This window comes from Halochromatium glycolicum, from assembly GCF_016584085.1.
GTDB lineage: Bacteria > Pseudomonadota > Gammaproteobacteria > Chromatiales > Chromatiaceae > Lamprobacter > Lamprobacter glycolicus.
Genome location: NZ_NRSJ01000015.1, coordinates 1 through 25,784, shown reverse-complemented (window position 1 = coordinate 25,784; position 25,784 = coordinate 1). Strand labels below are relative to the sequence as shown.

Below are 25,784 nucleotides of genomic sequence, written 5' to 3'. Positions count from 1 at the left end.
GCGGGCAAGGTTGGGCGCTGGGCCAGTGGGCGTTGGGCCAGGGGGCATTGGGCCAGTGCGAGGCGGTCCGCTGCTTCATCGGCGGGATAATAGGCGCCGCCGGTTCTGCAAAGCGGTTGCGGAACCAGGCAAGCGATGAATCAGCCGTTTGGCCCCAGCCGTGTGGTCATGTTGTTTCGCTTCTAAGCTATTTTGCTTCTTAGGCCTTCAGCGTGGATAGCGATCGTCGAGATTGGCCGGGCAGAGGACATCGCGCATGATCCCGATCAGCTCTAAGAGTTGATCGTTGCGGATGCGGTAGAAGATCCGGTTGGCCTCTTTGCGGGCAACGACGATGTTCTTGTTGCGGAGCTGCTCTAGGTGCTGGGAGATGTTGCTCTGCGAGGTACCGGTTCGCTCGACGATCTCGCCGACCGAGAGCTCGTTCTGCCCAAGCGAGCAAAGGATCTTCCAGCGCAATGGGTGAGCCATCGCCTTTAAGGCCATCGCCGTCAGCGTGGTGTCCTCAGGATCGGAATGATCGGCTGGCAGGTCATTGTTCATGGTCAGCCTCCGTTGTCCTCGCAGCGTTGGTGGTCGTCGTGGCTTCCGTGACGGTGTCGTTATCGATACGGATATAGCCGCTCATGTCTTTTGCGATGCAGATGATATCCGTGATGTTTCCATCAGTATCTTTTATTGCTGTCCTAGAAAACAAGATTGGGACGCGCCGGTCGTCACTGGCGATGAAACGCGCCTCGATCTTGGCCAGCGCGCCGGTCCGGATCAGTGCCTCGAGCCAGGTTCCCATGAAGGCGCCGGCCTCGTCGTCTCCTTCCTCCTCGAATACATCGCCGATCGAGAGCCCAAGCAGGTCCTCCTCGCGATAGCCGAGCATCCGGCATGCGGCCGGGTTGGTAATCTTGATCTCGCCTTCGGGCGTGAGCACCAGCAGGGCCTCGCCCATGTGCGTGATGATGTTCTCGAGATACTGCCGGGCCTCATCGAGCTCGGCGGTGCGCTCGGCTACCTTGCGCTCGAGCTCCCGGTTGAGGGAGCGCTCCTTCTCGATCAGCCTGAAATAGGTACTGATCTTGTTGATCAATAGGTTATCGTCGATCGGCTTGAGCAGATAGTCGACTGCGCCGACCGCGAAACCGCGTTGCTGGAACTCCTCCGATTTGAACGCCGCGGTAAGGAAGATGATCGGGATATCGCGCGAGCGTTTGCGCAGCTTCAACAGCGAAGCAGTCTGAAACCCATCCATCTCGGGCATCTGCACATCGAGGATAATGAGATCGATGTCGCGATGGTTGAGCGTGAGATCGATCGCTTCGCGGCCCGATGCCGCCTCCAGCACAGTGGCATTGAGGTGCTTCTGGATCAGCGTCCGGAGGGTGTAGAGATTGTGCGCGTGATCGTCGACGATCAGCACCTTGAAATCGGGTCCGCCCATCATGCAGTCCTCTCGATGTCCTCAGCGATCTCAGGGCGTAACGACGAATGGATCAGATTCGCCAATGCGTCAGGTCGGATGGGCTTGCTGAGGAAGCAACAGGCGCCGGCAGCCAGGCAGCGTCGCTGCTGTGTCTCATCCAGATCCCCTAGTACGACGATCGGCAGGTCGGTCAGCCAAGCCTTCTGTCGAAGCGAGTGGATCGTATCACAGGGCTCCTTGGCTTCAAGAGAGCCTGCGAGCAGCAGCATTGCACAGTCGTGATCTTCAGACAGCGTCTCCAGCGCCTCTTCCTCGTCGGCTGCGGTCTGCACCCGGAGTCCGAGCACCTCGAGCTCGGCGGTGACGGTGACTAGACTCTGAACATCGCGCTCGACCAGCAGTACCCACTGATCGCTCTCTGCAGCCTGCGGCGAAGACGCCGCCAAGGTAGTGCGCGCATCGCTGTTGCGCTCGCCTGTTGAGAGCGGCTGCTCGGCCGGTCTGGGGGCGGCCGACGGCTGTCTGGATGCCTCCGCTATCCGCGCTGTTTCCTCGGCTGCTCCCGACTGGGCCGGCGACGATTGCTCCGCGCCACTCCCGTTCTCGATCACCTCGGCCGCGGAAATGGCGTTCGGGTCGCAGGCCAGAGGAAGATGCAGCGTGAAGCGGGAGCCGACACCGGGCGTGCTGGTCACCGAGATCTGGCCGCCGAGCAGATGGACGAGCTCCTTGCTGATCGACAGACCGAGGCCGGTGCCTCCGTAGCGGCGTCGGGTGGAGCCATCGGCCTGACGAAACGCCTCGAAGATGACCTCCTCCTTGCCGGGGGGGATGCCGATTCCGGTATCGGTGACCGCAATCTCGAGCGGGTAACGTTGATTGCCGGCGGCGACCGAGATGCTGACCTCCCCGGAATGGGTGAACTTGGCCGCATTGGAAAGGAAGTTCTTCAAGACCTGCCGGACCTTGGCACGGTCGCTGTAGATCTGATGCGGTGCTGAGGCGCTCAGTTTGACGCGCAGATGGAGACCCTTCTCGGAAAAGATCGGACTGAGCATCCCGACCAGCTCATCGATCATCTCCCGAATCGCGACCCATTCGAGATGGACCGTGACGGCGCCCGCTTCGATGCGCGAGATGTCGAGCACGTTATCGATCATCGCAAGCAGGTCGCGGCCCGCCTCATTGATCACCTTGGCCTGACGCTGCTGGTCGGCGTCCAATCCGGATTCCTTGGCCGCAAGCAGCTTGGACAGCAGCAGGATCGAGTTCAGCGGGGTGCGCAGCTCGTGGCTCACATTGGCCAGGAATTCAGACTTGTATTGGTTCGACTGCTCCAATTGCTGCACATGCTGCCGCTCGGCTTGCAGGTGCTCGGCATGGCTGCGGGCGAGAGCGTTGAGCTCCCTGCCAAGCTCGCGGACCTCTGTTGGTCCGCGCCAGTGAAACTCTCGGGTTCTTTGCTCGCGCAGGATCCCACGCACCCCGGTGGTCAGCTCCTGGCCGAAATGCTCAGCGCGCCTCGCCAGCCAGCGGGCGATCACCATGACGACCAGGATCAAGACGAGCACGATGCTCAGCACCCGGCCGATCAGGGCATTGCGGAAGCTCGCGATCGGTGACGGATCGACCGGCCGTCCGACCCAGAGCGGCCGGCCGTTCTCGGTGAGGAACATCGGCACCCATAGCAGCGGCGGGCCATGCTCGGGCTTCCACAGCGCGAGCTTGCCTTCCTCGAAGATCGATGCCAGGCCCGGGAAGTCGCCAAAGGCGTCAGCCTTGTCGCTCAATGGCTCGCCCGGGCGCAAGTAACGGCCGTCATCGGTAACCCAAAGTGTTTCCCGGTAGAAGTTCGCGAGCCCGCCGACGTCGATCGTCATCAACAGCAGACCGAGCGGTTGCTGCTGTTCGTCGTCGCGCTGACCGACTGGACTCGCTAGCTGGAGCGTCATCAGTTGACGGGGGTCCTCACTCGCGGCGAACGAATTGACGCGGATGCGGCTGACGATGACCTCCCCCGGCTTGAGCTTGAGACCGGCATTGGTAAAGCCACGGCTCGGCGGGCTCGGCGGAATCTCGGTTGGCCGCCACTCCCGGGTTTGGGCATCGCGCTGGAGCCAAAACCGCTCGTTGCCATGGGAGTCGACGAAGAGGATCTCGATCAGGTCGGCTTGATCGCTGAGCATCTGATTGATCCAGCCGGTATAGCGTGCCCGAGCGAGATCGATCGACTCCTCGTCTCCTGCCTCGCCCAGGATGATGCCCGGCTCAGGCAGCTTGGCGAGCAGTCGAATCATCTCGTGCCGGCTTGCCAGATGCTGATCGAGATCGCGAAAATCGGCCCGCAGGTTCTGCAGATAGGCCTTCTGATAGAACATCGCGGTCCGATCGAGTACCAGTGGAAGGTTGATCAAGACCGCGATGATCAGCGGCACCAGCCCGAACGCGAGCAGCAATAGCAGGATGTAGTAACGCAGTTTCATAAGCAGACGCCGCTGGTACAGATGCCGCTGGTCAGGCGATGCTGAACGGGTACGCTGTAGCGTGATCGAGACGCACCGGTGCGATGATCAACGTCAGCCAGCGGCCCCTGGGTTGCCTAAGGCGCCCATCCAGATGCCCGCCTAGCGTACACAAGCTGCTGAGTTTAGGCCGTAGAGGGCATTCTGTTAGGCGATTTCTTTCAAAGCTCATACCGCCTTGCTGGTCTTTTCGCTCGCCTTCTTCGTCGCGCCGCCGGTCACATAGCCCGGCTATGCTCCCGGCGACGCTCCTCGAAGGCAAACGAACATCCTGCGCAATTCGGTACGAGCTTTTCCGGCAATCGCCTTAGTGCTTGTCAGTCTCGTTGACCGTCCAAGACGGACTGCCCGATGTCGGGCTGCGCGCTTGCGCTCGGTTTGGGAGCCAAATGATGGATGATCCCTTCACGGCAAGGCGCGGCTACAGGACTGATCTCGAGGCCATTGTCTCGGCCAGCCGCGAGAGAACCGCCGGGCGCATTGCGTTGATCACAACGAGTGGAACCTACCGATGAGCTTCTGGACCAGCCTACGCCGCGAATGGGGCGTTGCGCGATCGATTCATCATCGCTTTCAGACCAATCATGGTCGCTGGCGCGATCCCCTGCTCGCGCAATTCGTTCGACCGGGCGATCTGGTCTTCGATGTTGGGGCGCACGTCGGTGATTGTATCGCGAGCCTGCGCCGGCTCGGGGCGCGCGTGGTCGCGGTTGAGCCCCAGCCGGCCCTGCACCGGGCGTTGAGATTCCTCCATGGTCATGATCCGCAGGTCAAGCTCGAGCGCGTCGCGCTCGGTCAGTGCAGTGGTCAGACGGAACTGCACCTGAACCTGTCGAATCCGACGGTCGCCTCGGCGTCCAGCGCCTTCATCGATGCCGCCGCCGGCGCGGCAGGGTGGCACGGCCAGCGTTGGGAGCAGGCGATTCAGGTCCCGATGACCACGTTGGACCGGATGATCGTTCACTATGGCCTGCCCTCATTCTGCAAGATCGATGTCGAGGGTTTTGAGATTCAGGTCTTGCGCGGCCTGAGCGAGCCGCTTGCGGCGCTCTCGTTCGAGTTCACGACCATCCAGCGCGCGGTTGCGGCCCAGGCCATCCAGCTCTGTGAACGTCTGGGTGACTATCACTACAATGCCTCGCTCGGCGCGAGCGGCCGGCTGGAGCACGCGAGCTGGGTGGATGCAAGAGCACTCGTCGCCTGGCTCGAGCGCCTGCCGCATGCGGCCAATGCCGGTGACATCTACGCGCTGCGGCGCTGATCCCGAGGGCGATGCGATGACGAAACCGCTCCGAGCACGCGCCTACTGGCTCGTCGAGCCTGGTCGTGGCGAATTGCGCGAGGAGGTGCTGCCTGAGCTCGAGCGGGGAGAGGTTCAGGTTCGGACCCTCTACAGCGGGATCAGTCGCGGCACTGAGACCCTGGTCTTCCGCGGCGAGGTTCCGCCCAGTGAATGGCAGCGAATGCGGGCGCCCTTCCAGGCAGGCGAGTTCCCGGCCCCCGTCAAATACGGCTACAGCAGTGTCGGCCGGATCGAGGCCAGTGGCGAAGAGGCCAGTGGCGAAGGGGATACAGGTCGGCTGGTGTTCTGCTTGTTTCCTCATCAGTCCTGCTATCGACTGCCGGCGACGGCTGTGCATCCGATCCCGGAATCGGTGCCTGCGGCCCGGGCCGTGCTCGCTGCTCAGATGGAGACCGCGGTCAACGGACTCTGGGATGCTCAGCCGCGTATCGGCGACCGGATCGCGATCGTCGGGGCCGGTACCTTGGGGTGCCTCTGTGCGTGGCTTGCGGCTCGTATCCCCGGCTGCGAGGTCGAATTGATCGACACCAATCGGCGCCGCGCGGAGATCGCCGCGGCGTTTGGTGTCGCCTACGCTGCTCCGGAGCAGGCGCGGCCAGAGGCCGATCTTGTTATCCATACCAGCGGCTCGGGTTCGGGGGCCACGACGGCCCTCGCACTGGCCGGTTTCGAGGCCAGGATTGTCGAGCTGAGCTGGTTCGGTGCTAGGCGCGTCGAGCTCCCGTTGGGCGGTGAATTCCACGCCCGTCGGCTGACGCTGCGCTCGTCGCAAGTCGGCAACCTGCCGTTGGAACAGCGCGGTCGTTGGGATCATCCGCGCCGCTTGCGGTTGGCGTTGTCGTTGCTCGATGACCCGGTATTGGACCAGCTGATCACCGGCGAAGACGCGTTCGAAGACCTGCCTCGGGTCATGGCGACGCTGGCGAGCGCACCCAGCGATACCCTGATGCACCGCATCCGTTACGATAGCGATGCCTGAAAGGTCCTCACGAAGCCAGCACGGGAGCCGGGATGTACAGCCTTTGCGTCCGCGACCATATCATGATTGCTCACAGCTTCCGCGGTGAGGTCTTCGGGCCCGCGCAGCGGCTCCACGGTGCGACCTACGTGGTCGATTGCGAGATGCGTCGGGCTGAGCTCGATAACGACGGACTGGTCGTCGATATCGGCCGCGCCTCGATGCTGCTGCGCGAGGTACTCAGCGAGTTCGATTACTGCAACCTTGATCAGCATCCAGCATTCGTTGGCCAGAATACGACCACCGAGTTTCTCGCCAAGGCGGTATTCGATCGTTTCGCGGCCCGCATCAGTGCCGGCGAGCTCGGCGAAGGCGGGCGAGGGTTGTCCGAGCTGCGCATCCTGCTCAGCGAATCCCATGTCGCCTGGGCCGCCTACGAAGGGCCGATACCGGTGAATCAGCCAAATGGCTGAGACCGATCTGGCTGAGACCGATCTGGCTCAGGCCGATCTGGCCGAGCGCGATTCGGCGCACCGGTTCCGGGTCGCGCTGCACGATACCGACAGCGCCGGCGTGCTCTTCTTCGGTCACCTTTTTCGGCATGCGCATGATGCCTATGAGGAGGCGATGAGGCGGATCGGCTGGCCGATCGACCGGTTGATCCGCGATGGCGAGCTCGGTTTGCCGTTGGTGCATGCGGAGGCCGACTTCCTGGATCGGTTGCGCCATGGCGACAGCGTTCGTGTATCGCTGGCGCTGCAAGCGCAGACGCGGAAGCGTTTCGTGCTCGATTACCGGTTCTGGCGCGGGGGCGAGCTCGCGGCGACGGCGAGCACAGTGCATGTCGCGATCGATCCGCGCACTGGCCGCAGTCGGCCGTTGCCGGCGGAGCTGATCGAGGCCCTGGGGAGACTCGCGGACGGCTCGGTGGGTTGAGCGGCGAAGGCTGCCATGCGAACGCGGGTCACTCAGACACCGCTCGCACTGTTGAGTGCAGCAGCCTGGCGCTCGATGGCACGACGGTCGCGCTTGCCGGAGGCGAGTCTCGGCAACTCCGCTAATCGCACGAATCCGCGCGGCCGAAGGTGCGACGGCAATGCCGCGCGAGCCCACTGCTCGATCCCGGCGGGATCGCAAGAGCCGGTGTAGACGGCCACCAGCCGCTGCCCCCAAGCTGGGTCCGGCAGGCCAACGACGGCAACCTCGGCGACACCCTCGAACGCGGCCAGGCGTTGCTCGACCTCGGCCGGAAGGATATTGACGCCACCGCTGATGATCACATCATCGGCGCGGCCGAGGATCATCAAACCGCTGGTCCGCTGCTGGCATGCAAGGTCGCCGGTCTCGAGCCAACCCCCCGTCAGGCCGGTGCCGGCGCTGCGTGTCGGGTTGGCATAGCCGAGCATCAGCATGGGGCCGCGCACCCGCAAGGGCGCCATCTGCTCGGTTCGATACCGATGCTCGTTCGGGCGCTGCAACGGAGAGGACGGGATGCCAGACCGGTGCCCAGACCGGTGCGAGACCGTTTGCATCGCCGGTGATGCATCGGCTTCATCGCGGGTGCTCCGGCCCTCGGGTGCGCGTTGCGGTGCCTGCTCGGGTGCCGTTTCGGATGCTTGCTCGTGCTCGGGCCGAGTCTCGGCACAGCGGGGCGCCTCGACCTGCACCCCATCGAGCGGTTCGAGTCCACCCGGAACAGTGCCCGCTTCATCGATCCAGGCCCCTGCGATCTGCGAGAAGGTCTCGGTCATCCCATAGCCGAGATAGAGCGGCCAGCCGGCCCCGACGCCGCGCCGTGCCAAGCTCGGGTCGAGCGCTTGGCCGCCGAGCAGGACGACACGCAGTCCCGGCGGGGGCGGGTGACCCTGGTCGAGCAGACGCTGAAGCATCGCCGGGACCAGCGACAGGTGCGTGATCCCGTGCTCGTGGAGGGCGCAATGCACGGTTGCCGGATCGAATCGCTCGTGCACGATCATCGTTGCGCCGGCCAGCGCACAGCGATAACCGATTGCGAGCCCGCCGACGTGTTGTCGTGGCAGCACGCAGAGCCAGGCATCGCCCGGCCCCACCGCGAGGCGTTCATTCACTTTGACGCAAGAGGCGGCCACGTTGGTCGCGCTCAACATCGCGAGCTTCGGCCGGGCACTGCTCCCGCTGGTCTCGACCAACACGAACGGCGGGTCATCATCCTGCTCGACAGGATCGGCGCCACCGCGGGCACCAGTGCGTAGCAGCTGGCCGTGAGTCTCCAGCTGCCGATCCGCCGACGCCCAAATCCATTCGGCGCCGCTCGTTTTGATCAGCAGGTCACGCCGCGCGGGTGGAAGCCCGTCACGGACGGGCAGCACGGCGGCGCCGAGGCGTGCCAGGGCCTGCTGCATCAGCATCGAGTCCAGCACCGGTGTGGTCGGACAGAGCACGACCTCGCCGGCCTGAAGGCCCTGACGGCGCAGCCGCGCGGCCCGGCGCTCACTCCGCTCGGCGAGCTCGGACCAGCGCCATGCGCCGTCATCGACCCGGAGCGCGGTGGCCTCAGGATCAAACGGGGGCCGCATCGCCGGGGACTCCCGCCAGGCGGCGTCGGTCGTGGCTCGGGAGCGCCCCATTCATTCGGTCAGGCGTTGGAACCATTGCTACTCAGCAGGCCATCTCGGTGAGATGCACGGTCGATCCTGTGGACACGGCCGCCGCGCATCGTTGCCGCCGCCCACCCTTAGACGCCCTATCAAAATGCCCGCCTAGCCTACACAAGCTGCTGAATCGTCGAGCCGAAGGGGTCATTCTGTCGGGACTTCTTAGGGCTATCACAGGACATTCCGGCGTGCGGGTCAATCGAGCTCGCGGCCATCCAGTGCTTCACGATGATCTCGCTGATCATCATCGGTTGCAGCAAACAAGGCGCCGGAGGGGCTGCGAGCGCGGAGGATGTCCCGCTGAGCCAGCGCAAGCAAACGGATGGTTTGGCTTGACCAAGAACAAGCGTCGCAGCTAGGGTTTCGCGGCCGTCGTGCCCGCTGCGATTTACGCAACTGACCAGGTTCTTCCGACTATGCCGCTTGCCTTCCCGTTCTCCGCTATCGTCGCTCAAGACGAGATGAAGCTCGCGATACTGATCGCGGCCACGGATCAGAGTATCGGCGGAGTGCTGGCGTTCGGTGACCGCGGTACCGGCAAATCGACTGCGATTCGTGCCCTCGCCGCGCTCCTGCCCGCGATGCGGGTGGTCGATCGCTGCCAGTACAACTGTGATCCGGAGGCTCCGGACTCGGGCCTTTGCGAGCAGTGTCTCGAGCGCAAGGCGACTGGCAAGCTCAAGGCGCGCAAGGCCCAGGTGCCGGTCGTGGACCTCCCGCTGGGCGCCACCGAGGACCGCGTGATCGGCGCGCTAGACCTGGAGAAGGCGCTGACCCGGGGCGAGAAGGCCTTCGAGCCAGGGCTGTTGGCACGTGCTCACCGCGGGTTTCTCTATATCGATGAGGTCAATCTGCTCGAGGATCACCTGGTCGATGCCCTGCTCGATGTCGCAGCGAGCGGCGAGAACGTGGTCGAGCGCGAAGGTCTGAGCGTGCGCCACCCGGCGAAGTTCGTCCTGGTCGGCAGCGGCAACCCCGAGGAAGGCGAATTGCGACCCCAGCTGCTCGATCGTTTCGGCCTTTCGGTCGAGATCAGCACCCCGCAGGATCTGAAGTCACGGATGAAGGTGGTCCGTCTGCGCGACGAGTTCGAGCGCGATCCGCCGGCCTTCGTCGAGAAGTACAAGCGCAAGGACGGCAAGGTCCGGCGGCAGATCCTCAATGCCAAAGAGCGTCTGCCCGATGTCGAGGTGCCCGATGCGGCGCTCGAGCGCGCTTCGGAGCTCTGCATGAAGCTCGGTACCGATGGCCTGCGCGGTGAGCTGACGCTGATCCGGGCCGCGCGCGCATTCGCGGCGTTGGAGGGCGATGACAGCGTGACCGATGAGCATCTCAAGCGCGTCGCACCGCCGGCGCTGCGCCATCGATTGCGGCGTAACGTGCTCGATGATGCCGGCTCGACGACCCGCGTCGAGCGCGCGATCGAGGAGCTCTTCGGCGAATGACCGATGGCAGTGCCGGACTGCGGCCCGGCTTGGAGTCCTGTCAGGAGCCCTGTCAGTTGAAGAAGCGGAGCGCCGGGCCTGCCGGCCATTGGCTGCAGCGCCATGAATGACGAGAATCACGTAACGCTGCCCGATAACAGCGCCCGCTGGGACGATGCCTGCCTTGCTGCCGCGCTGTTCGCGGTCGATCCGGTCGGTAGCGGTGGGATCGCGTTGCGAGCGCTACCCGGACCAGTGCGGGAGATCTGGGTCGAGCTGTTGCGCGAGCTGTTGCCGGATGAGGTCCCGTTTCGGCGCATCCCGCTGCATGTCGCCGATGGCCGTCTGCTCGGTGGCCTCGACCTCGCCGCGACGCTGCATGCCGGGCGCCCGGTCGCTGAGCGCGGTCTGCTCGCCGAGGCCGATGGCGGCGTCGTCCAACTGGCGATGGCCGAGCGCGTGAGTCGTTCGACCGCGGCCTATCTGAGTGCGGCGCTGGACAACGGCGAGGTCCAGGTCGAGCGCGATGGGATCACCGCAAGGACCCCTGCCCGGATCGGTGTGCTTGCACTCGACGAAGGCGCCAATGAGGAAGAGCAGGTCCCGCACACGCTGCTGGACCGGTTCGCGTTCGTCCTCGATCTTGGCGAGATTCGATTGCGCGAGGCGGTGCCCTCGGATATCGACCCGGAACAGGTGGCACAGGCCCGGCGCCATCTTGCGGCCGTAACAGTCGATGAGAGCGCGCTCGAAGCGCTCTGCGGAACCGCGCTCGCGCTCGGCGTCGACTCGCTGCGCGCCTCAATCGCAGCCTTCCGGGTCGCGCGCGCCGCGGCCGCGCTGAACGGTCGTGACCAGGTGGCGGCCGAGGATGTCAGCGCCGCTGCACGGCTGGTTCTGGCGCCGCGGGCGACGCGGCTGCCGATGCCCGAGCAGCCGGAAGAGGAGATGCAGCAGGAGCCGCCGCCACCCGAAGACAATCAGGACGAGCAGCAGGATCAGGAGCAGACCCCTCAGCAGGAGATGGACAAGCCGCTGGAGGAGCAGGTGCTGGAATCGGCCGAGGCCGCGATTCCACCGAATCTGCTGGCGATGCTGCAAATGGGCGCGATGCGGCAGCGCTCGAAGTCGAGCGGCAAGTCCGGCGCGATCCAGAGCGGTTCGCTGCGCGGACGTCCGGCCGGCACCCGGCGCGGTGAGCCCGGCGCCGGAGCGCGGCTGAACGTGATCGACACGTTGCGTGTCGCCGCGCCCTGGCAGCGACTGCGGCGGCAGGAGCGCGCCGAACAGGGCAAAGACGCGAATGTGCTGGTCGAGGTCCGCCGCGATGACTTTCGGATCACCCGCTATCGCCAGCGCTCCGAGACCACCACGATCTTCGTCGTCGACGCCTCGGGGTCGGCCGCACTGCATCGGCTCGCCGAGGCGAAAGGCGCTGTCGAGCTGCTCCTCGCCGATTGCTATGTGCGTCGAGACCGTGTTGCGATGATCGCCTTCCGCGGGCCTGGTGCCGAGATCCTGCTGCCGCCGACGCGCTCGTTGGTGCGCGCGAAGCGCAGCCTTGCCAGTCTCCCCGGCGGTGGCGGGACGCCGCTGGCGGCCGGGATCGATGCGGCAGCGGCGCTCGCCGACGGGGTGACGCGGCGCGGTGGGACCGCAGTGGTGATCCTGCTCACCGATGGGCGCGCCAACGTCAATCGCGACGGAATCGGCGGTCGTGCACAGGCGGCCGAGGACGCCCTGGCCTCGGCGCAGGCATTCCGCGTGGCCGAGCTGAAGGCGTTGGTGGTCGATATGTCACCGCGCCCGCGTCCCGATGCCGAGACGCTCGCGCAGGCCATGGGTGCGGTCTATCTGCCGCTGCCCCATGCCGATGCCAAGGCGCTCTCCGGGGCCGTGCAGGCCGTCTCGTGAGCCAGCCCGGGCGCATGCCGCGATGACCTCGTCCGCGGTCATGAACGACAAGCCGGTCTGGAGCCGCGACGGGGCCGTTTGGCCCAATCGCGAGCTGAGCCGCTTCGTCGAGGCAGCCGGGCTGACCTGGCATATCCAGGAGGCTGGCCAAGGGCCGACGCTGGTGCTGGTTCACGGGACCGGCGCCTCAAGCCATTCCTGGGGCGGCTTGCTGCCGCTGCTCGCTCGGCATTATCGGGTCCTGGCGCTGGATCTCCCCGGACATGGCTTTACCTCGGCGCCTTCGCCGAAGAACCTGTCGCTGCCGGGGATGGCGGGCGCGCTGGGCGGGTTGCTCGACACCCTCGAGTTCCGGCCCGTCTGCTGCATCGGGCATTCTGCCGGCGCCGCGATCCTGGCGCGGCTTTGTCTCGATGGCGGGATCGAGCCGCAACGCCTCGTCAGCCTGAGCGGTGCGCTGTTACCGTTGCGCGGCCTCGCTGGCCATTGGTTCTCTCCGGCGGCCAAGTTGTTCGCCCGCAGCTCGATCGTGCCGCGCTTCTTCGCGCGCGGCGCGCGCAAGGACCCCCGTAGCGTCAAGCGCATGGTCGACGGCACGGGCTCTCGACTCAGCCCAGAAGGCGTCGAGCTCTATCGGCTGCTGATCTCCTATCCGGGACACCTGGCCGCAGCGCTGAACATGATGGCGAACTGGGACCTGCAGCCATTGATGCGCGATCTGCCGAAGCTCGAGGCCGAGCTCGTGCTGATCAGCTTCGATCACGACCGAACCGTGCCGCCGGCGGAGGCGGATCGGGTGATGCCGCTTCTGCCAGGGGCGCAGCGGCTCCGGATGCAGGGTTTCGGCCACCTTGCGCACGAGGAGGCGCCGGAGACCCTCTGCGAGCTGATCTTGGAGATCGACCAGCGCTCCCCCGGCTGCGTCTAGTCCTCGCGAACGTTCGCGGCAAGCGCCGATCAAGCGCCGATCACTCAGCGCTGCCTTGGGTCAGTCCTCTTTGCCTAGGAGCTTGCCGAGATCGGCAAAGGGGTTGTGGGTGCTCGGCGATGATGAACGGCTCGGGCCGGCACCGGTGTCGCGTCCGGCAGCCACGGCGGCCAGATGCTCCTCGTATTTTTGGTGCTCGTTGTCATGGCAGTAGAGACAGAGCAGCTCCCAATTACTCCCGTCGGGCGGATTGTTGTCATGATCCATGTCCTTGTGGTGGACGGTGAGCTCGCGCAGGTTGGTGTGGTCGAACTCGCGTCCACAGCGCCCGCAGACCCAGGGATAGAGCTTCAGGGCCTGCTCGCGATAACCTGCGGCGCGCTCATCCATCGCGCGGCGGGCGTCGGCGACGACGCGATCGAGCTTGTTCGCGTCGATGGTCTGGCCGGTGCGGCCATGGCGTGGCTGGTCTTTCTTGCTCATCACAGGGCTCCGCGAATCGATCTAGCCTCGGTTTATTGTAGCCATCAGTCGCTCTTGTTCGAGCTTTTCTCGATCGGGCCGGCCGCGATGCCGGCCTCTTAGGCGTTTACTCCCTTTTCCGCGTATGGACCTGCTCAACGCCCTGTTCAGCTCGGCGCCCTGGGGGCCGGTACGCATTGGGCTCCATCTCACTTTCGGAATCGTGCTGCTGTACTGGCTATGGCTCGCCTATCAGCTGCGCCAAGCGGTCCATTTGCGCCATCTGAAACGCCCGCGCGCTTGGCTGCTGCCTGCGGCCGGACTCGTCGTGCTGGCGTTCATCGCGATCCTCGCCTATCAGGCGACCTGGCAGCTCGGCGGCACGGCAAGGCCCCGCTTCGTCGCCTTCATGCAATCGCATGATCGGCGCCAGTTCAACCCGGCGCACTGGATACAACGTGGCCGTATCCTCGACCGGCACGGTCGGGTCTTGGCCGAGAGCCGCAATCGGGATGGCGCCGCCGAGCGGGTCTATCCGTATGGTCCGGTGTTCGCGCATGCCGTCGGCTATGCCGATCCCCGGTTCGGGCTCAGCGGGATCGAGGCTACCGCGAACCTCGCTTTGAACGGCTCGATGCTGGATAGTCTAGATGACTGGGGTGAGCTCGGCCGACAGGTGCTCACCCAGAGCAAACGCCCGCGCGGACAGGATCGGGTTACCACCTTTGACGCTTCGCTGCAGCGGTTCGCGGTCGATGCACTGAGCGCCGCCCCGGGCGGCGGCAGCGGGGCGGTTCTGCTCCTGCGGCCAGCAGACGGCGCGGTGCTGGTGATGGCGAGCGTGCCGAGCTTTGATCCGAATCGGCTCCAAGCGGATCTCTTCAATGCCCGTGATCCGGCGACGCCGTTGCTGAACCGGGCCACTCAGGGCCAATATCCGCCTGGCTCGACCTTCAAGGTGGTCATGGCGGCCCAGGCCCTCGAGCGCGGCTTCAGCGGCCGGCTGGACTGCCCCGCCAATGGCTACACCACCTCGCGCCATTACCCGCCGATTCGCGATCACGAGTACTACAGCGCGCAGGATGCAGGCGGCTCATGGGCCGGCCATGGACCGCTCGATCTGGCGACGGCGCTCGCGAAGTCGTCCAATGTCTTCTTCGCCCAGCTCGGTGTGCTGGGCGGGCACTCCGCGTTGGCCGCGATCGGCGAGCGCCTGTTGTTCAACCGCTCGATCGCGTTCGCCGGTGGTGCATCGAAGGCATTGAGCTTCCAAACAGGGCGACTCCCATCGATCCCAAAGCGCGATCGTTACGGACTCGCGCAGGCGTCGATCGGTCAGGGACGGGTGACGGCCACGCCCGCGCATCTGGCCTTGATCGCTGCCGCCATCGCCAACGATGGCCTGGCGATGCGTCCGCGCTTGCTCCGCGATGCCGAGCCTCAGGCACTGGCGCAGCTGATGTCGAGCGAGACGGCGCGGCGTCTGCGTGTGATGCTGCGTCGCGCGGTGCGGGATGGCACCGGCCGCGGCATCGATACCGACGGGCTCGAGATCGCCGGCAAGACCGGTACGGCCGAGAATCCGCACGGTGCTTCGCACAGCTGGTTCGTGGGGTTCGCACCGGCCTCGTCACCGTCGCTGGCCTTCGCGGTGCTGGTCGAGCACGGCGGCTACGGCTCCGCCGTTGCTGCGCCGCTCGCCCGGGACTTGCTAGTGAAGGCAGCCGAACAAGGGCTGTTGTAAGCGCCTGCCGCGCAGGCGTTATTCGTTTCAATGGCAGCTAAGGGCACACCAACGACCGCCGAAGAGACCTGGGCGTTGCGCAGGCCTGAGCGCCGACTGCTGTTGTCAGCCTTGATGATCGCGCTCCTAGGGTATCTGATGCTATTGGGCGCGCGCCCAAAGGACGGATTCGCCGTCCAGCTCGCCGACTGGGCGCCACTGCTCGTGTTTGCTGCCGCCTTTGGCGCCGTCCATGGCGCCTTCGTCATCGCACGCTTTCGCGGCGACCAGCTCGTGTTGCCGACGACCGCGCTGCTCAGTGCCTTTGGTCTGTTGGCCCAGGTCCGGATGGGGCTGTTCGGGGAAACCGAGCCAGACTGGATGGAGCTGGTGCTGCTGCCGGTTGCGCTTGCGGCCCTGGTCCTCGTCGCGCTCGCTGGGCGCGCCGGTCGCTATGCAATGGCGCGTCGCGCCACCTGGTTTTGGGCCGGACTGTCGTTGCTGATCCTTGGCGTCTTGCTGGTCACAGGTCAGCGCTTCCGCGGCGCGGTCTATGCGGTCGGCTTCATCACGCCGACGGAGCTGTTGAAGCTGACGCTGGTGCTCTTCACGGCAGGTTTCATCGACCAGCATCTCAAGGCGCTGAGCCGGTGGCGGAGCCTGCTGCCGCCGCTGCGGAGGCTGTGGCCGCTGCTGCTGGTTTGGGGCCTGGTCACGGCATTGCTGCTGATGCAGCGCGATCTTGGGTTGGTGCTGATCCTTGGGGTGGCGCTGTTGGTGATGCTCGTCGCCGGAACCGGACAACCGGGGTACGCCATCTACGGTTTGGCGCTGGCCGCTGGCGCAGGGGCGGCCCTGATCAGCCTCTTCAGCCATGGCCAGCGCCGTCTTGCGGTCTGGCTGGACCCGTTCGCTGATCCGACCGGCGCGGGCTGGCAGGTGCTTCAGGGTTTGTCCGGGATGTTTGCCGGTGGCCTCTGGGGCGAGGGCTTCAGCGAGGCGAGGCCGCGTTACGCGCCGATTGCCGAGTCGGATTTCATCTATAGCGTGCTGGCCGAAGAGCTCGGCTATGTCGGCAGCCTATTGCTCATAGCCGTCTTCGCGGTCTTGTTTATCCGGCTGCTGACCCTGGCCGCCCGTGCCCGCACGCCGTTCGGTTTGATGGTGACGATCGGGATCACCAGCGTGTTGGCTGTGCAGACACTGCTGAATCTCGGTGGGGTGACCAAGGCGCTGCCGCTGACCGGGATCACGCTGCCGATGATCAGTCACGGCGGCAGCAGTCTGGTGACGGTGTTCGCAAGCCTTGGGCTGGTACTGGCAATCTCGGATGGAGAACCAGTGAAGCCGCGTGCGAAGGCCACCGCTGTGAAGAAGACGAAGACCTCGTCCTCAAAGGCGCCAGCTGGTGGTAAACGGCGAGCGCCGTCCAGCCGAGCCAAGGCCGGAACGGGTCGCAAGGCTTGAGGCGAGTCACGGCAGTTGACCGCGGCTCCGCAAGAACGGCTGCCAGAGTGCATTCGAGCTCTGAGCGAATCTCAGGCGCCTCTTCTGGTGCAGGGCGCTACGACCTCCAGTGCACGGCCCGCGCGGCGTCCCCCTTTGGCGCCCTGCAGCGTAGCAATAGAATGACGATTTCGTCGTGGCGCTACCTTGCTGGCCTCGTTGCGGTCAGGCTCGCGGTACGCGGTCTCGGAGCCTCTGAATTGGCTGCTAGTGCATCGCGTCAGAAATGCCGAGACCCTTTTCCTGCCATCTGGCTCTCAGCGCTGTAGGAGCCCGCTTGCGGGCGACCAGGCCGCGCTCACGGCGGCGAAGATCGCCCGCAAGCGGGCTCCTACCCCACGACCATTGCGGCAGCGACCATCGGTCTCGGGATTTCCGCTGTCTTGCACTATCAGCGTAACGCTGAGCGGCCTTAACAGAGCGGCTGCTGCGCCTTGCGAAATCAGGATCGTGTGCGAATCAAATGGGCATTTCGATCGGGCTTCTTGATTGGGCTTCTTAGCGGCGTCCGATCATCGCCGCGAGGGCCTCGAGCAGCTTGGCGTTCTCCTCCGGCAGGCCCACGGTGAGGCGCAGGCAGTCGGCGAGCAGCGGATGGCTGCCGTCGAGCGTCTTGATCAGGATGCCGTGCTCGAGTAGGCCGTCGAACAGCGCGCTGGCGCGGCCGGGCTCGGTGCGCACCAGGATGAAGTTGGCCGCGCTCGGATAGACCGTCAGGCGACCGCGGCCGGCGTCGAGCGCGATCAGGGCGGCGGCCAGGCGCTCGCGCTCGCGGCGGATCGCCTGGGTCTGCTGGTCGAGGACGGCGCGATGACGCAATGCGAACACCGCGCTCGCCTGGCTGAGCACGTTGACGTTGTAGGGCAGGCGGACCTTGTCGAACTGCGCGATCCAGGCCGGGGGACCGGCGAGATAGCCGAGCCGCAGCCCGGCCAGCCCCATCTTCGAGACCGTCCGCATCACCAGCAGGTTGGGCCAGTCGCCGAGCCGCGGCAGGAAGCTGGCATCGGTGAAGGGCGCGTAGGCCTCGTCGACGATCACCAGGCCCGGGCTGGCAGCGATGATCTGCTCGATGGCGTCGGCGGCGAACAGGTTGCCGGTCGGATTGTTGGGATAGGCGATGAAGGTCAGTGCCGGCTGGTGCGCCTCGATGGCCTGAAGGGTGGCATCGAGGTCGAGCGCGAAGTCGTCGGCGTTCAACGGCACGCCGACATACTCCAGGCCCGCGAACAGCGCGATCATCCGGTACATCACGAAGCCGGGCTCGAGCGCGAGCAGGGTCGGTCGTGCGGGCTCGCGTCCCGTGCCCTGCCCCGGTGCGGCGACCGCGAGGGCGAGCATCTGGATCAGCTCGTCGGAGCCGTTGCCGAGCAGCAGGTCCATGCCGGCGGGGATGGCCATCGCCTCGCGCAGCGCCGTCTGCAGCGCTCCGGCGCGGGGGTCTGGATAGCGGTTCAGCTCGGCATCGCGCAGCGCGCGCAGCCAGTCGTCGCGCAGCGCGTTCGGCCAGCCGTAGGGGTTCTCCATCGCGTCGAGCTTGATCAGACCGGTCGCGTCGGGGACATGATACGCACTCAGCGCCTGGATCTCAGGGCGCAGCAGCATCTCGGGGGGCAGCGTTTCAGGAGGCTCAGGCATCGGCGGGTCGTGCAGTCATGACGAGCGTTTGATCGGGATCGCGCAGGTTGCGAGCGGCGCGGCTCAGGCCTCGTGCTCGGTCTTGGCTCATGCGGCACCGTCCAGGGCGTAGCATAGCGGCACGGCTCAGGCCTCGTGCTCGGGGCCGCGGTACTCGGCGGAACGGGCGTGCGCGGTCAGCCCCTCGCCGCGCGCGAGCGTCGAAGCGGTGCCGGCGAGCGCGGCCGCCCCGGCCGCCGAGGCCTGGATCAGGCTTGAGCGCTTCTGGAAATCATAGACGCCGAGCGGGGAGGAGAAGCGCGCCGTGCGCGAGGTCGGCAGCACATGATTCGGGCCGGCGCAGTAATCGCCGAGCGCCTCGGCGGTATAGCGGCCCATGAAGATGGCGCCGGCATGGCGGATCTTCGCCGCTAGGGCCTCGGGCTCGGCGACCGAGAGCTCGAGATGCTCGGGCGCGATGCGGTTGGCGACCGCCGCGGCCTCGTCCTCGTCGCGGGCCAGGATCAGGGCGCCCCGGTCATTGAGCGCGGTGGCGATGATCGCGCTGCGCTCCATCTGCGGCAGCAGCCGCTCGATGCTGGCGGCGACCCGCTCGAGGTAGTCGGCGTCCCAGGCGATCAGGATCGATTGGGCATCCTCGTCGTGCTCGGCCTGCGAGAACAGGTCCATCGCGATCCAGTCCGGGTCGGTCTCGCCGTCGCAGAGGATCAGGATCTCGGACGGGCCGGCGACCATGTCGATCCCGACCTGGCCGAATACCGCGCGCTTGGCGGTGGCGACATAGATGTTGCCGGGACCGACGATCTTGTCGCAGGCCGGCACGCGCTCGGTGCCGTAGGCGAGCGCGGCGACGGCCTGCGCGCCGCCGATCGCGAAGGCGCGGTCGACCCCGGCGATCGCAGCCGCGGCCAGCACCAGCTCGTTGAGCTCGCCCTGCGGGGTCGGCACCACCATCACCAGCTCGGAAACGCCGGCGACCTTGGCCGGGATCGCGTTCATCAGCACCGAGGACGGATAGGCCGCCTTGCCGCCCGGCACATAGAGGCCGACGCGATCGAGCGGGGTCACTTTTTGCCCGAGCCGGGTGCCGTCGCCGTCGACGAACTCCCAGCCCTCCATGCGCTGGTGCTCGGCATAGCTGCGGATGCGCGCCGCGGCGGTCTCGAGCGCCTCGCGCTGCGCGGCCGGGATGTGCGCCAGCGCCTCGCTCAGCCGGGTCGGGTCCAATGCGAGGGCGCTGGCGTCCCGCGGCTGCCAGCGATCGAAGCGGGCGGTGTAGTCGATCAGCGCGGCGTCACCTTGGGCGCGGATCGCGGCGATGATCTCATCGACGGTCTGCTTGACGCCGGTATCGGAGACCGACTCCCAGGCGAGCAGGTCGTCGAGACGGGTGTCGAAATCGGGATCAGTGGTCTTCAGGCGGGCGATCTGGGTCATGGCGATAGCATCGGGTGGCTGGAGACTCGCTCTTGATTGGTAATGATGACGCGAACTGCTCAAGTCATTGATGGGCACGACCTATACCCATCTCAAATCGGTTTTCGGTTTTACTCGACCGCTCCGGGTCGCGTCACGGCGCTCGGCGCAGTCTTGGGGGGACGCCGTGAATCCATCCGTGGAGGCTTGACGACGGCATCCATGCCGTCGACACCCCCACTCGCCGTCACCCGACCCTCCGCTCTGCCGTGCCGAACATTGACGTGCTTTGGGTATAAATTGAGCGCCGGCATCGGCGCACTGCAGGATGCCGCACTGGGGTGATAGACGCGGCCGAGTGGTCTGAAGGCAGGCGCTGGCGTCAGCCCTGCGCGCCCATGCGCTCGCCTGCGGTGCGCTCGCCTGCGTTGCCCTCGACGGCGGCGCGCAGCGCCTCGACCAGCCCGGTCACCCGCGCGTGCTTCATCTTCCAGGCCGCCTTGTTGACGATCAAACGCGAGCTGATATCGCCGATGTGCTCGAGCGGCACCAGGCCGTTCGCCTTCAGGGTGCCGCCGCTCTCGACCAGGTCGACGATCAGATCGGACAGGCCAACCAGCGGTGACAGCTCCATCGAGCCGTAGAGCTTGATGATCTCGACCTGCTGGCCCTTGGCGGCGAAGTGCCGCTCGGCGCTGCGGACATACTTGGTCGCGATCCGCAGCCGCCCGCGCGCTGCCGTCGGCTCGAGCGAGGCGTCGGGCCGGCCGGCGACCATCAGCCGGCAGCGGGCGATGCGCAGATCGAGCGGCTCGTAGAGGCCGTCGCCGCCATGCTCGAGCAGCACGTCCTTGCCGGCGATGCCGAGATCGGCCGCGCCATACTCGACATAGGTCGGCACATCGCTGGCGCGGATGATCACCAGCTTCACGCATGGATCATTGGTGGCAAGGATCAGCTTGCGGCTGGACTCCGGGTCCTCGCTCGGATGCAGATCGGCGGCGGCGAGCAGCGGCAGCGCCTGCTCGAAGATCCGGCCCTTGGAGAGCGCGATGGTCAGCGTTGGCTTGTCGTCGGACATCAGCGGGTCACGGTCGGCGGGAGTGGGTCAGGCATGGACGCGTCGGATCACGGCGCCCAGTGCGGCGAGCTTCTCTTCGATATTGTCGTAGCCGCGATCGATGTGGTAGATGCGATCGATCAGCGTATCGCCCTCGGCGACCAGTCCGGCCAGCACCAGGCTGGCCGAGGCGCGCAGATCGGTCGCCATCACCGGTGCGGCGGTCAGGCGCTCGACGCCGCGGCAGATCGCGACATTCGCCTCGATGCGGATATCGGCGCCCATGCGCTGCATCTCGAGCGCGTGCATGAAGCGGTTCTCGAACACCGTCTCCTTCACCGTTGCGGTGCCCTCGGCGATGCTGTTCAGGGCGCAGAACTGGGCCTGCATGTCGGTCGGGAAGGCCGGGTGCGGCGCGGTTTGCACAGCGACCGCGCGCGGCCGCCGGCCGGCCATCTCGAGCTCGATCCAATCCTCGCCGCTGCGGATCTCGGCGCCGGCCTCGCGCAGCTTCAGCAGCACCGCATCGAGCAGGTCGGCGCGCGTGCCCTGCACCCGCACGCGCCCGCCGGTCATCGCCGCCGCGACCAGATAGGTCCCGGTCTCGATCCGGTCCGGCAAGACCGCATAGTCGGTGCCATGAAGACGCTCGACCCCTTGGACGCGGATGGTGTCGGTGCCGGCGCCGCGGATGCGCGCGCCCATCCGGTTGAGGAAGTGGGCCAGATCGACCACCTCGGGCTCGCGCGCGGCGTTCTCGAGGACGGTCTCGCCCTCGGCGAGCGTGGCGGCCATCATCAGGTTCTCGGTCCCGGTCACGGTGACCAGATCCATCAGATAGCGCGCTCCGCGCAGGCGCTTGGCGCGGGCCTGTACATAGCCGTTCTCGACCTGGATCTCGGCGCCCATCGCCCGCAGGCCCTCGAGATGGATGTTCACCGGCCGGGCGCCGATCGCGCAGCCGCCCGGCAACGACACCGCGGCCTCGCCGAAGCGTGCGAGGAGCGGCCCGAGCACCAGGATCGAGGCGCGCATCGTCTTGACCAGCTCATAGGGGGCCTCGACGCTGTGGACCTGGCGCGCATCGGTCTGGATGCCCATGCGCTCGTCGACGGTGAGCTGCACGCCCAAGCGCCCGAGCAGCTCCATCGTGGTGGTGATGTCGCGCAGATGGGGCACGTTCGAGAGCGTGCATGCACTCTCGGCGAGCAGGGTCGCGGCCATGATCGGCAGCGCGGCGTTCTTCGCGCCGGCCGCGCAGACGACACCGCGCAGCCGATGGCCGCCGGAGATCAGGAGTTTGTCCATTCTATTGACGATGCGCCGCCGTCGTCGGCTTGGCGGGTTTCGATTCCGAGCAGCTGATCCACATTGGAGAACGCAGCGATACGCTCCAGCGCCTGCGGCCAGTTCTTGAAAACGAGCTCGGTCTGTTGCTGTGCGGCCTGGTCGACCCAGTCGAGCAGCAGCGCGATCACGGCACTGCTGGATCGCTCGATGCCGCTGAGGTCGATCTCGATCCGGCGCCCTGGCGGCGTTGCCGAGCGGCCCTTCCCAAACCTGAACAGCCGCTTGGTCTGCTTGGCCAGTCCCGCGACCGCGCCCAGGTCGAGCACGCCTTGGAGCTGATAGCGGTCAGGGCCGAGCTCGGCGAGTGCCGCTTGACTGTCGGCGCCAGGCTCGGCCGTCGCCGTCTGGGCCTGACCGTCGAACTTGCTAGGCACCGCGGGCAGTCTTGGCTCGCAGCTGCTCGATCAGGCCATCGATGCCCGAGCTCGCGATCGTGGTGCGGAATTGACTGCGGTAGTTGGAGATCATGCTGACCCCATCGATCACGACATCGTAGACCTTCCAACTGTCGCCGCGCTCGATCATCGAGTAATCGATCGGGATCGGTGCAGCGCCTGGTGCCCGCACCTCGGTCGGGACGACGACGGTCCCGGAGCGGGTTCCCGGTCGCGACGCCTCGTAGACGATGTCCTGTCCGGAATATTCCATGATCGACTTCGCATAGGTACGGACCAGCAGATCACGGAAGCTGTCGACGAGCGCCTCCTGCTGAGCCGGGGTCGCCTTGCGCCAGTCGCGTCCGACCGCGAGCCGGGTCATCTGCTCGAAGTCGAAATGGGGCGCAAGGATCTTGTTGACGAGCTTGTTGATCAGCTGCGGCTTGCGCTCGACCTCGGCGCGTCGGTTCTCGAGTGCACCGAGCATCTCCTCGGCGGTGCGCTGCACCAGCTGGGTTGCTGTCTGATCGGCACCCTGAGCGCCGAAAGCGCAGGTCAGCAGCAATAGGCCAATCGTCAGGAGCGTTCTCATTTGCCACCCTCCTCTGCTTTGCTTAACAAGAATTGCCCGATCATCTGCTCGAGGACCAGCGCCGACTGGGTGAACTCGATGCGGTCGCCGTTGCTCAGCATGTCCGGGCTCGCGCCCGGGTCCAAGCCGATGTACTGCTCGCCGAGCAGTCCTGCGGTGAAGATGTTGGCGAAGGTGTCGGTCGGGATCTGGTCATATTGCTCGGCGATCCGCAGCGTGACCACAGCCTGGTAGGTCTCCTGATCGAAGCCAATCGCGGCGACCCGCCCAACACGGACACCGGCCATGGTCACCGGTGCGCGCACGCGCAGACTACCGATGTTGTCGAACTTGGCCGTCAGGCTGTAGCCGTCCTCGGCTGTGGCCAAGCTGAGGTTGCTGACGCGCATGGCCAGGAAGAAGAGTGCGACGAATCCCAGCACCATGAAGGCGCCGACCAGGATCTCAGTCAGGCGAATTCGCGCCATGCGTCAGCCTCCAAACATCAGTGCGGTCAGAACGAAGTCGAGCCCCAACACGGCGAGCGCGGCATGCACGACGGTTCGGGTCGTCGCGCGGCTGACGCCAGTTGAGGTGGGTGACGTATCATACCCCTCAAAGAGCGCGATCCAGGTCACGACCAGTCCGAAGATCAGGCTCTTGATCACGCCATTGAGCACATCCTCGTTGAAGTCGATCTTACTCTGCATCTGCCCCCAGAAGGCGCCGTCATCGACGCCGAGCAGTCCGACACCGACGAACCAGCCACCGATCACCCCGACCGCGCTGAATAGGGCGGCCAAGAGCGGCATCGAGATCAATCCACCAAAGAAACGCGGCGTCAAGACGCGCTTGACCGGGTCGACGGCCATCATCTCGAGGCCGGACAGCTGCTCGGTGGCCTTCATCAGCCCGATCTCGGCCGTCAATGCCGAGCCTGCCCGTCCGGCGAACAACAGGGCTGTGACGACCGGCCCGAGCTCGCGGACCAGTGAGGCCGCGACCATCACGCCAAGGCTCTCGGCGGCGCCGAATTGGGACAGGACGTAATGTCCCTGCAGGCCCAGCACCATCCCAACGAAGAGCCCGGAGACCAGGATGATCAGCAGCGACAGCACACCGAGGTTATAGACCTGCGCCACCAGCAAGCGGGGTCGGATCAGCATGGATGGCAAACCGCCAAGGATGCCGATCAGCAATAGGTGGGCGCGGCCTAGGCTCGCCACGGCCGCAAGCCCCGCGCGCCCCAGACTCGCTATTGAATCGAGCAATGGAATGCGTCTCAGTGGACGGCGCTGTGGAGCAGATCCTGCTCCAGCGGGGCTGCCGGGTAGTGGTAGTGGACCGGGCCGTCGGGCTCACCGTCCATGAATTGCCGGACCCAGGCCGAGTCGCTCGCGGCAACCTCGCGGGGGCTGCCGCTGGCCATGATCTGACCGTTGGCGATGATGTAGAGGTGATCGGCGATCTCGGCGGTCTCGCTGACGTCGTGACTGACGACGATGCTGGTCAGGCCGCTGGCGTCGTTCAGCTGGCGAATCAGCGAGGTCAATGTGCCCATCGAGATCGGGTCCTGACCGGTGAACGGCTCATCGTACATGATCATCGTCGGGTCGAGCGCGACCGCTCGGGCGAGTGCGACCCGCCGCGCCATCCCGCCTGATAGCTCGCTCGGCATCAGCCGTGCGGCACCGCGCAGCCCGACGGCCTCGAGCTTGATCAAGACCAGCTTGCGCAGCACCGATTCGGGCAATTTGGCGTGCTCGCGCAGTGGAAAGGCTACGTTCTCGAAGACATCCAGATCGGTCAGCAGCGCGCCGCTCTGGAACAGCATTCCCATCCGGGTGCGCAGCGCATAGAGCTCGGAGCGGCTGAGCGAGCCGATGGACTGTCCGTCGACCTCGATCTCACCTGCATCCGCCTGCAACTGGCCGCTGATCAGCTTCAATAAGGTGGTCTTGCCGGTGCCGCTCGGACCCATGATCGCGGTGACCAGGCCGCGTGGGATGTCCAGGTCGACCCCGTCGAAGATCCGCTGCTCGCCCCGTCTAAAGTGCAGGCCGCGCACGCGCACGAGTGCCTCACTGGCCGCGCGCTGCGACCCATCGCCGCTCGACCGCGACGCCGTTGAACCTGATTCCATCTGGTCTGATCGTTGCTTGGGATGCGAGCTAAAGCTCGGCATTCTCGCGGGCTCCCAGCGCAGCGTCAACCCAGCCCGCTGCCGAGTCGTTTGCGATTGCGCGTCGAGCGCCGCCTGGGTCAAGGCCTGTCTCAGGCTTCGCGTTAGGCCCAGAGTCAGGCCCGACGTGAATCCCGCATCAAGCCAAGTAGCTCCACCAGACGATTCCAAGCCTCGAGGGTTTCGCTGCTGGGATGGGCGAGCAGGATCACGGCCGGTGCCCTTCTGCGCTCAGCGATCAGCCCGTCGAGCCAGCGCCGCGCGGCGCGGAGGTCTTGATGCAGTGCCGCCGGCACCTGCACGGCGTACTCGTCTGTCCAGCCTTCGTGCTCGGGCCTAGACCGGCTGGCCCAGCCGGTGCCGTTCGCTGTGCCCAAGCGGTCCGCCCCGGCCTCCGCCC

The 25,784-nt window shown here is 66.0% G+C and carries 24 protein-coding genes; 9 read left to right on the top strand and 15 right to left on the bottom strand.

Going from position 1 to position 25,784, the window contains the following annotated elements; all coding sequences use genetic code 11:
• Positions 1-207: 207 nt before the first annotated feature.
• From CKO40_RS09930 to CKO40_RS09920, 3 genes are read right to left on the bottom strand one after another with little or no spacing between them, the layout of a single operon-like run.
• Positions 208-543 (bottom strand): ArsR/SmtB family transcription factor, encoded by a 336-nt coding sequence (locus CKO40_RS09930; protein ID WP_200346054.1) that lies wholly within the window; start codon positions 541-543, stop codon positions 208-210.
• Positions 533-1,438, bottom strand: coding sequence for a response regulator (locus CKO40_RS09925; RefSeq protein WP_200346053.1), 906 nt, complete (start codon positions 1,436-1,438; stop codon positions 533-535). Before CKO40_RS09925 ends, CKO40_RS09930 begins: the two co-directional genes overlap by 11 nt.
• Positions 1,435-3,900 (bottom strand): ATP-binding response regulator, encoded by a 2,466-nt coding sequence (locus CKO40_RS09920; RefSeq protein WP_200346052.1) that lies wholly within the window; start codon positions 3,898-3,900, stop codon positions 1,435-1,437. Before CKO40_RS09920 ends, CKO40_RS09925 begins: the two co-directional genes overlap by 4 nt.
• Positions 3,901-4,450: 550 nt before the next feature.
• Between CKO40_RS09920 and CKO40_RS09915 the strand changes: the two genes are divergently transcribed.
• From CKO40_RS09915 to CKO40_RS09900, 4 genes are read left to right on the top strand one after another with little or no spacing between them, the layout of a single operon-like run.
• Complete coding sequence (locus CKO40_RS09915; protein ID WP_200346051.1) at positions 4,451-5,200, top strand: FkbM family methyltransferase; 750 nt, start codon at positions 4,451-4,453, stop codon at positions 5,198-5,200.
• Between the two features lie 16 nt (positions 5,201-5,216).
• Positions 5,217-6,221 carry a zinc-dependent alcohol dehydrogenase gene (locus CKO40_RS09910; protein ID WP_200346050.1) on the top strand — a complete coding sequence of 335 codons (1,005 nt, stop codon included), beginning with the start codon at positions 5,217-5,219 and terminating at the stop codon, positions 6,219-6,221.
• 32 nt (positions 6,222-6,253) lie between these two features.
• Entirely contained in the window at positions 6,254-6,673 is a 420-nt protein-coding gene (locus CKO40_RS09905) for a 6-pyruvoyl trahydropterin synthase family protein (protein ID WP_200346049.1), read from the top strand.
• On the top strand, positions 6,666-7,136 hold the full coding sequence (locus CKO40_RS09900; protein ID WP_200346048.1) for an acyl-CoA thioesterase: 471 nt from the start codon (positions 6,666-6,668) through the stop codon (positions 7,134-7,136). The genes CKO40_RS09905 and CKO40_RS09900 overlap by 8 nt, the downstream gene beginning before the upstream one ends.
• Positions 7,137-7,168: 32 nt before the next feature.
• Here the strand turns inward: CKO40_RS09900 and CKO40_RS09895 are convergent, their stop codons facing one another.
• A complete protein-coding gene (locus tag CKO40_RS09895) occupies positions 7,169-8,755 on the bottom strand; it encodes a class I adenylate-forming enzyme family protein (protein WP_200346047.1) in 1,587 nt (528 codons plus the stop codon).
• A gap of 494 nt (positions 8,756-9,249) precedes the next feature.
• Here CKO40_RS09895 and bchI point away from each other — a divergent pair, with 494 nt between their 5' ends.
• The 3 genes from bchI (at position 9,250) to bchO (ending at position 13,099) form a co-directional block, all read left to right on the top strand.
• A complete protein-coding gene (gene bchI / locus CKO40_RS09890; RefSeq protein WP_200346046.1) occupies positions 9,250-10,278 on the top strand; it encodes a magnesium chelatase ATPase subunit I in 1,029 nt (342 codons plus the stop codon).
• A gap of 102 nt (positions 10,279-10,380) precedes the next feature.
• Complete coding sequence (locus CKO40_RS09885; RefSeq protein WP_200346045.1) at positions 10,381-12,171, top strand: magnesium chelatase subunit D; 1,791 nt, start codon at positions 10,381-10,383, stop codon at positions 12,169-12,171.
• A 22-nt stretch (positions 12,172-12,193) separates the two neighbouring features.
• The gene (gene bchO, locus CKO40_RS09880) at positions 12,194-13,099 is read left to right on the top strand and encodes an alpha/beta fold hydrolase BchO (RefSeq protein WP_242476946.1); all 906 of its coding nucleotides are present in this window, start codon (positions 12,194-12,196) and stop codon (positions 13,097-13,099) included.
• A gap of 60 nt (positions 13,100-13,159) precedes the next feature.
• Here the strand turns inward: bchO and CKO40_RS09875 are convergent, their stop codons facing one another.
• Positions 13,160-13,582, bottom strand: coding sequence for a YajD family HNH nuclease (locus tag CKO40_RS09875; RefSeq protein ID WP_200346044.1), 423 nt, complete (start codon positions 13,580-13,582; stop codon positions 13,160-13,162).
• A gap of 124 nt (positions 13,583-13,706) precedes the next feature.
• Between CKO40_RS09875 and CKO40_RS09870 the strand changes: the two genes are divergently transcribed.
• Together CKO40_RS09870 and CKO40_RS09865 are read left to right on the top strand one after the other, a co-directional pair.
• A complete protein-coding gene (locus CKO40_RS09870; protein WP_200346043.1) occupies positions 13,707-15,305 on the top strand; it encodes a peptidoglycan D,D-transpeptidase FtsI family protein in 1,599 nt (532 codons plus the stop codon).
• A gap of 30 nt (positions 15,306-15,335) precedes the next feature.
• Complete coding sequence (locus CKO40_RS09865; RefSeq protein WP_200346042.1) at positions 15,336-16,751, top strand: FtsW/RodA/SpoVE family cell cycle protein; 1,416 nt, start codon at positions 15,336-15,338, stop codon at positions 16,749-16,751.
• A 537-nt stretch (positions 16,752-17,288) separates the two neighbouring features.
• Here the strand turns inward: CKO40_RS09865 and hisC are convergent.
• The 10 genes from hisC to CKO40_RS09815 all read right to left on the bottom strand — a co-directional run.
• Positions 17,289-18,428 (bottom strand): histidinol-phosphate transaminase, encoded by a 1,140-nt coding sequence (hisC, locus tag CKO40_RS09860; RefSeq protein ID WP_200346041.1) that lies wholly within the window; start codon positions 18,426-18,428, stop codon positions 17,289-17,291.
• Positions 18,429-18,554: 126 nt separating this feature from the next.
• Positions 18,555-19,865, bottom strand: a complete 1,311-nt coding sequence (gene hisD / locus CKO40_RS09855; protein ID WP_200346040.1) for a histidinol dehydrogenase — start codon at positions 19,863-19,865, stop codon at positions 18,555-18,557.
• 361 nt (positions 19,866-20,226) lie between these two features.
• On the bottom strand, positions 20,227-20,925 hold the full coding sequence (gene hisG / locus CKO40_RS09850) for an ATP phosphoribosyltransferase (RefSeq protein ID WP_200346039.1): 699 nt from the start codon (positions 20,923-20,925) through the stop codon (positions 20,227-20,229).
• 27 nt (positions 20,926-20,952) lie between these two features.
• Entirely contained in the window at positions 20,953-22,212 is a 1,260-nt protein-coding gene (gene murA, locus CKO40_RS09845; RefSeq protein ID WP_200346038.1) for a UDP-N-acetylglucosamine 1-carboxyvinyltransferase, read from the bottom strand.
• Positions 22,197-22,628 (bottom strand): STAS domain-containing protein, encoded by a 432-nt coding sequence (locus CKO40_RS24915; protein WP_200346037.1) that lies wholly within the window; start codon positions 22,626-22,628, stop codon positions 22,197-22,199. The genes murA and CKO40_RS24915 overlap by 16 nt, the downstream gene beginning before the upstream one ends.
• Positions 22,621-23,223: an MlaC/ttg2D family ABC transporter substrate-binding protein gene (locus CKO40_RS09835; protein WP_200346036.1), complete on the bottom strand. Its 603-nt coding sequence runs from the start codon at positions 23,221-23,223 to the stop codon at positions 22,621-22,623. The genes CKO40_RS24915 and CKO40_RS09835 overlap by 8 nt, the downstream gene beginning before the upstream one ends.
• Entirely contained in the window at positions 23,220-23,690 is a 471-nt protein-coding gene (gene mlaD / locus CKO40_RS09830; protein ID WP_200346035.1) for an outer membrane lipid asymmetry maintenance protein MlaD, read from the bottom strand. The genes CKO40_RS09835 and mlaD overlap by 4 nt, the downstream gene beginning before the upstream one ends.
• Before the next feature lie 3 nt (positions 23,691-23,693).
• Positions 23,694-24,473 (bottom strand): lipid asymmetry maintenance ABC transporter permease subunit MlaE, encoded by a 780-nt coding sequence (gene mlaE, locus CKO40_RS09825; protein WP_200346034.1) that lies wholly within the window; start codon positions 24,471-24,473, stop codon positions 23,694-23,696.
• Positions 24,474-24,484: 11 nt separating this feature from the next.
• On the bottom strand, positions 24,485-25,345 hold the full coding sequence (locus CKO40_RS09820) for an ABC transporter ATP-binding protein (protein ID WP_200346033.1): 861 nt from the start codon (positions 25,343-25,345) through the stop codon (positions 24,485-24,487).
• 155 nt (positions 25,346-25,500) lie between these two features.
• A partial coding sequence (locus tag CKO40_RS09815; RefSeq protein WP_200346032.1) for a hypothetical protein occupies positions 25,501-25,784 on the bottom strand: 284 nt, incomplete at its 5' end.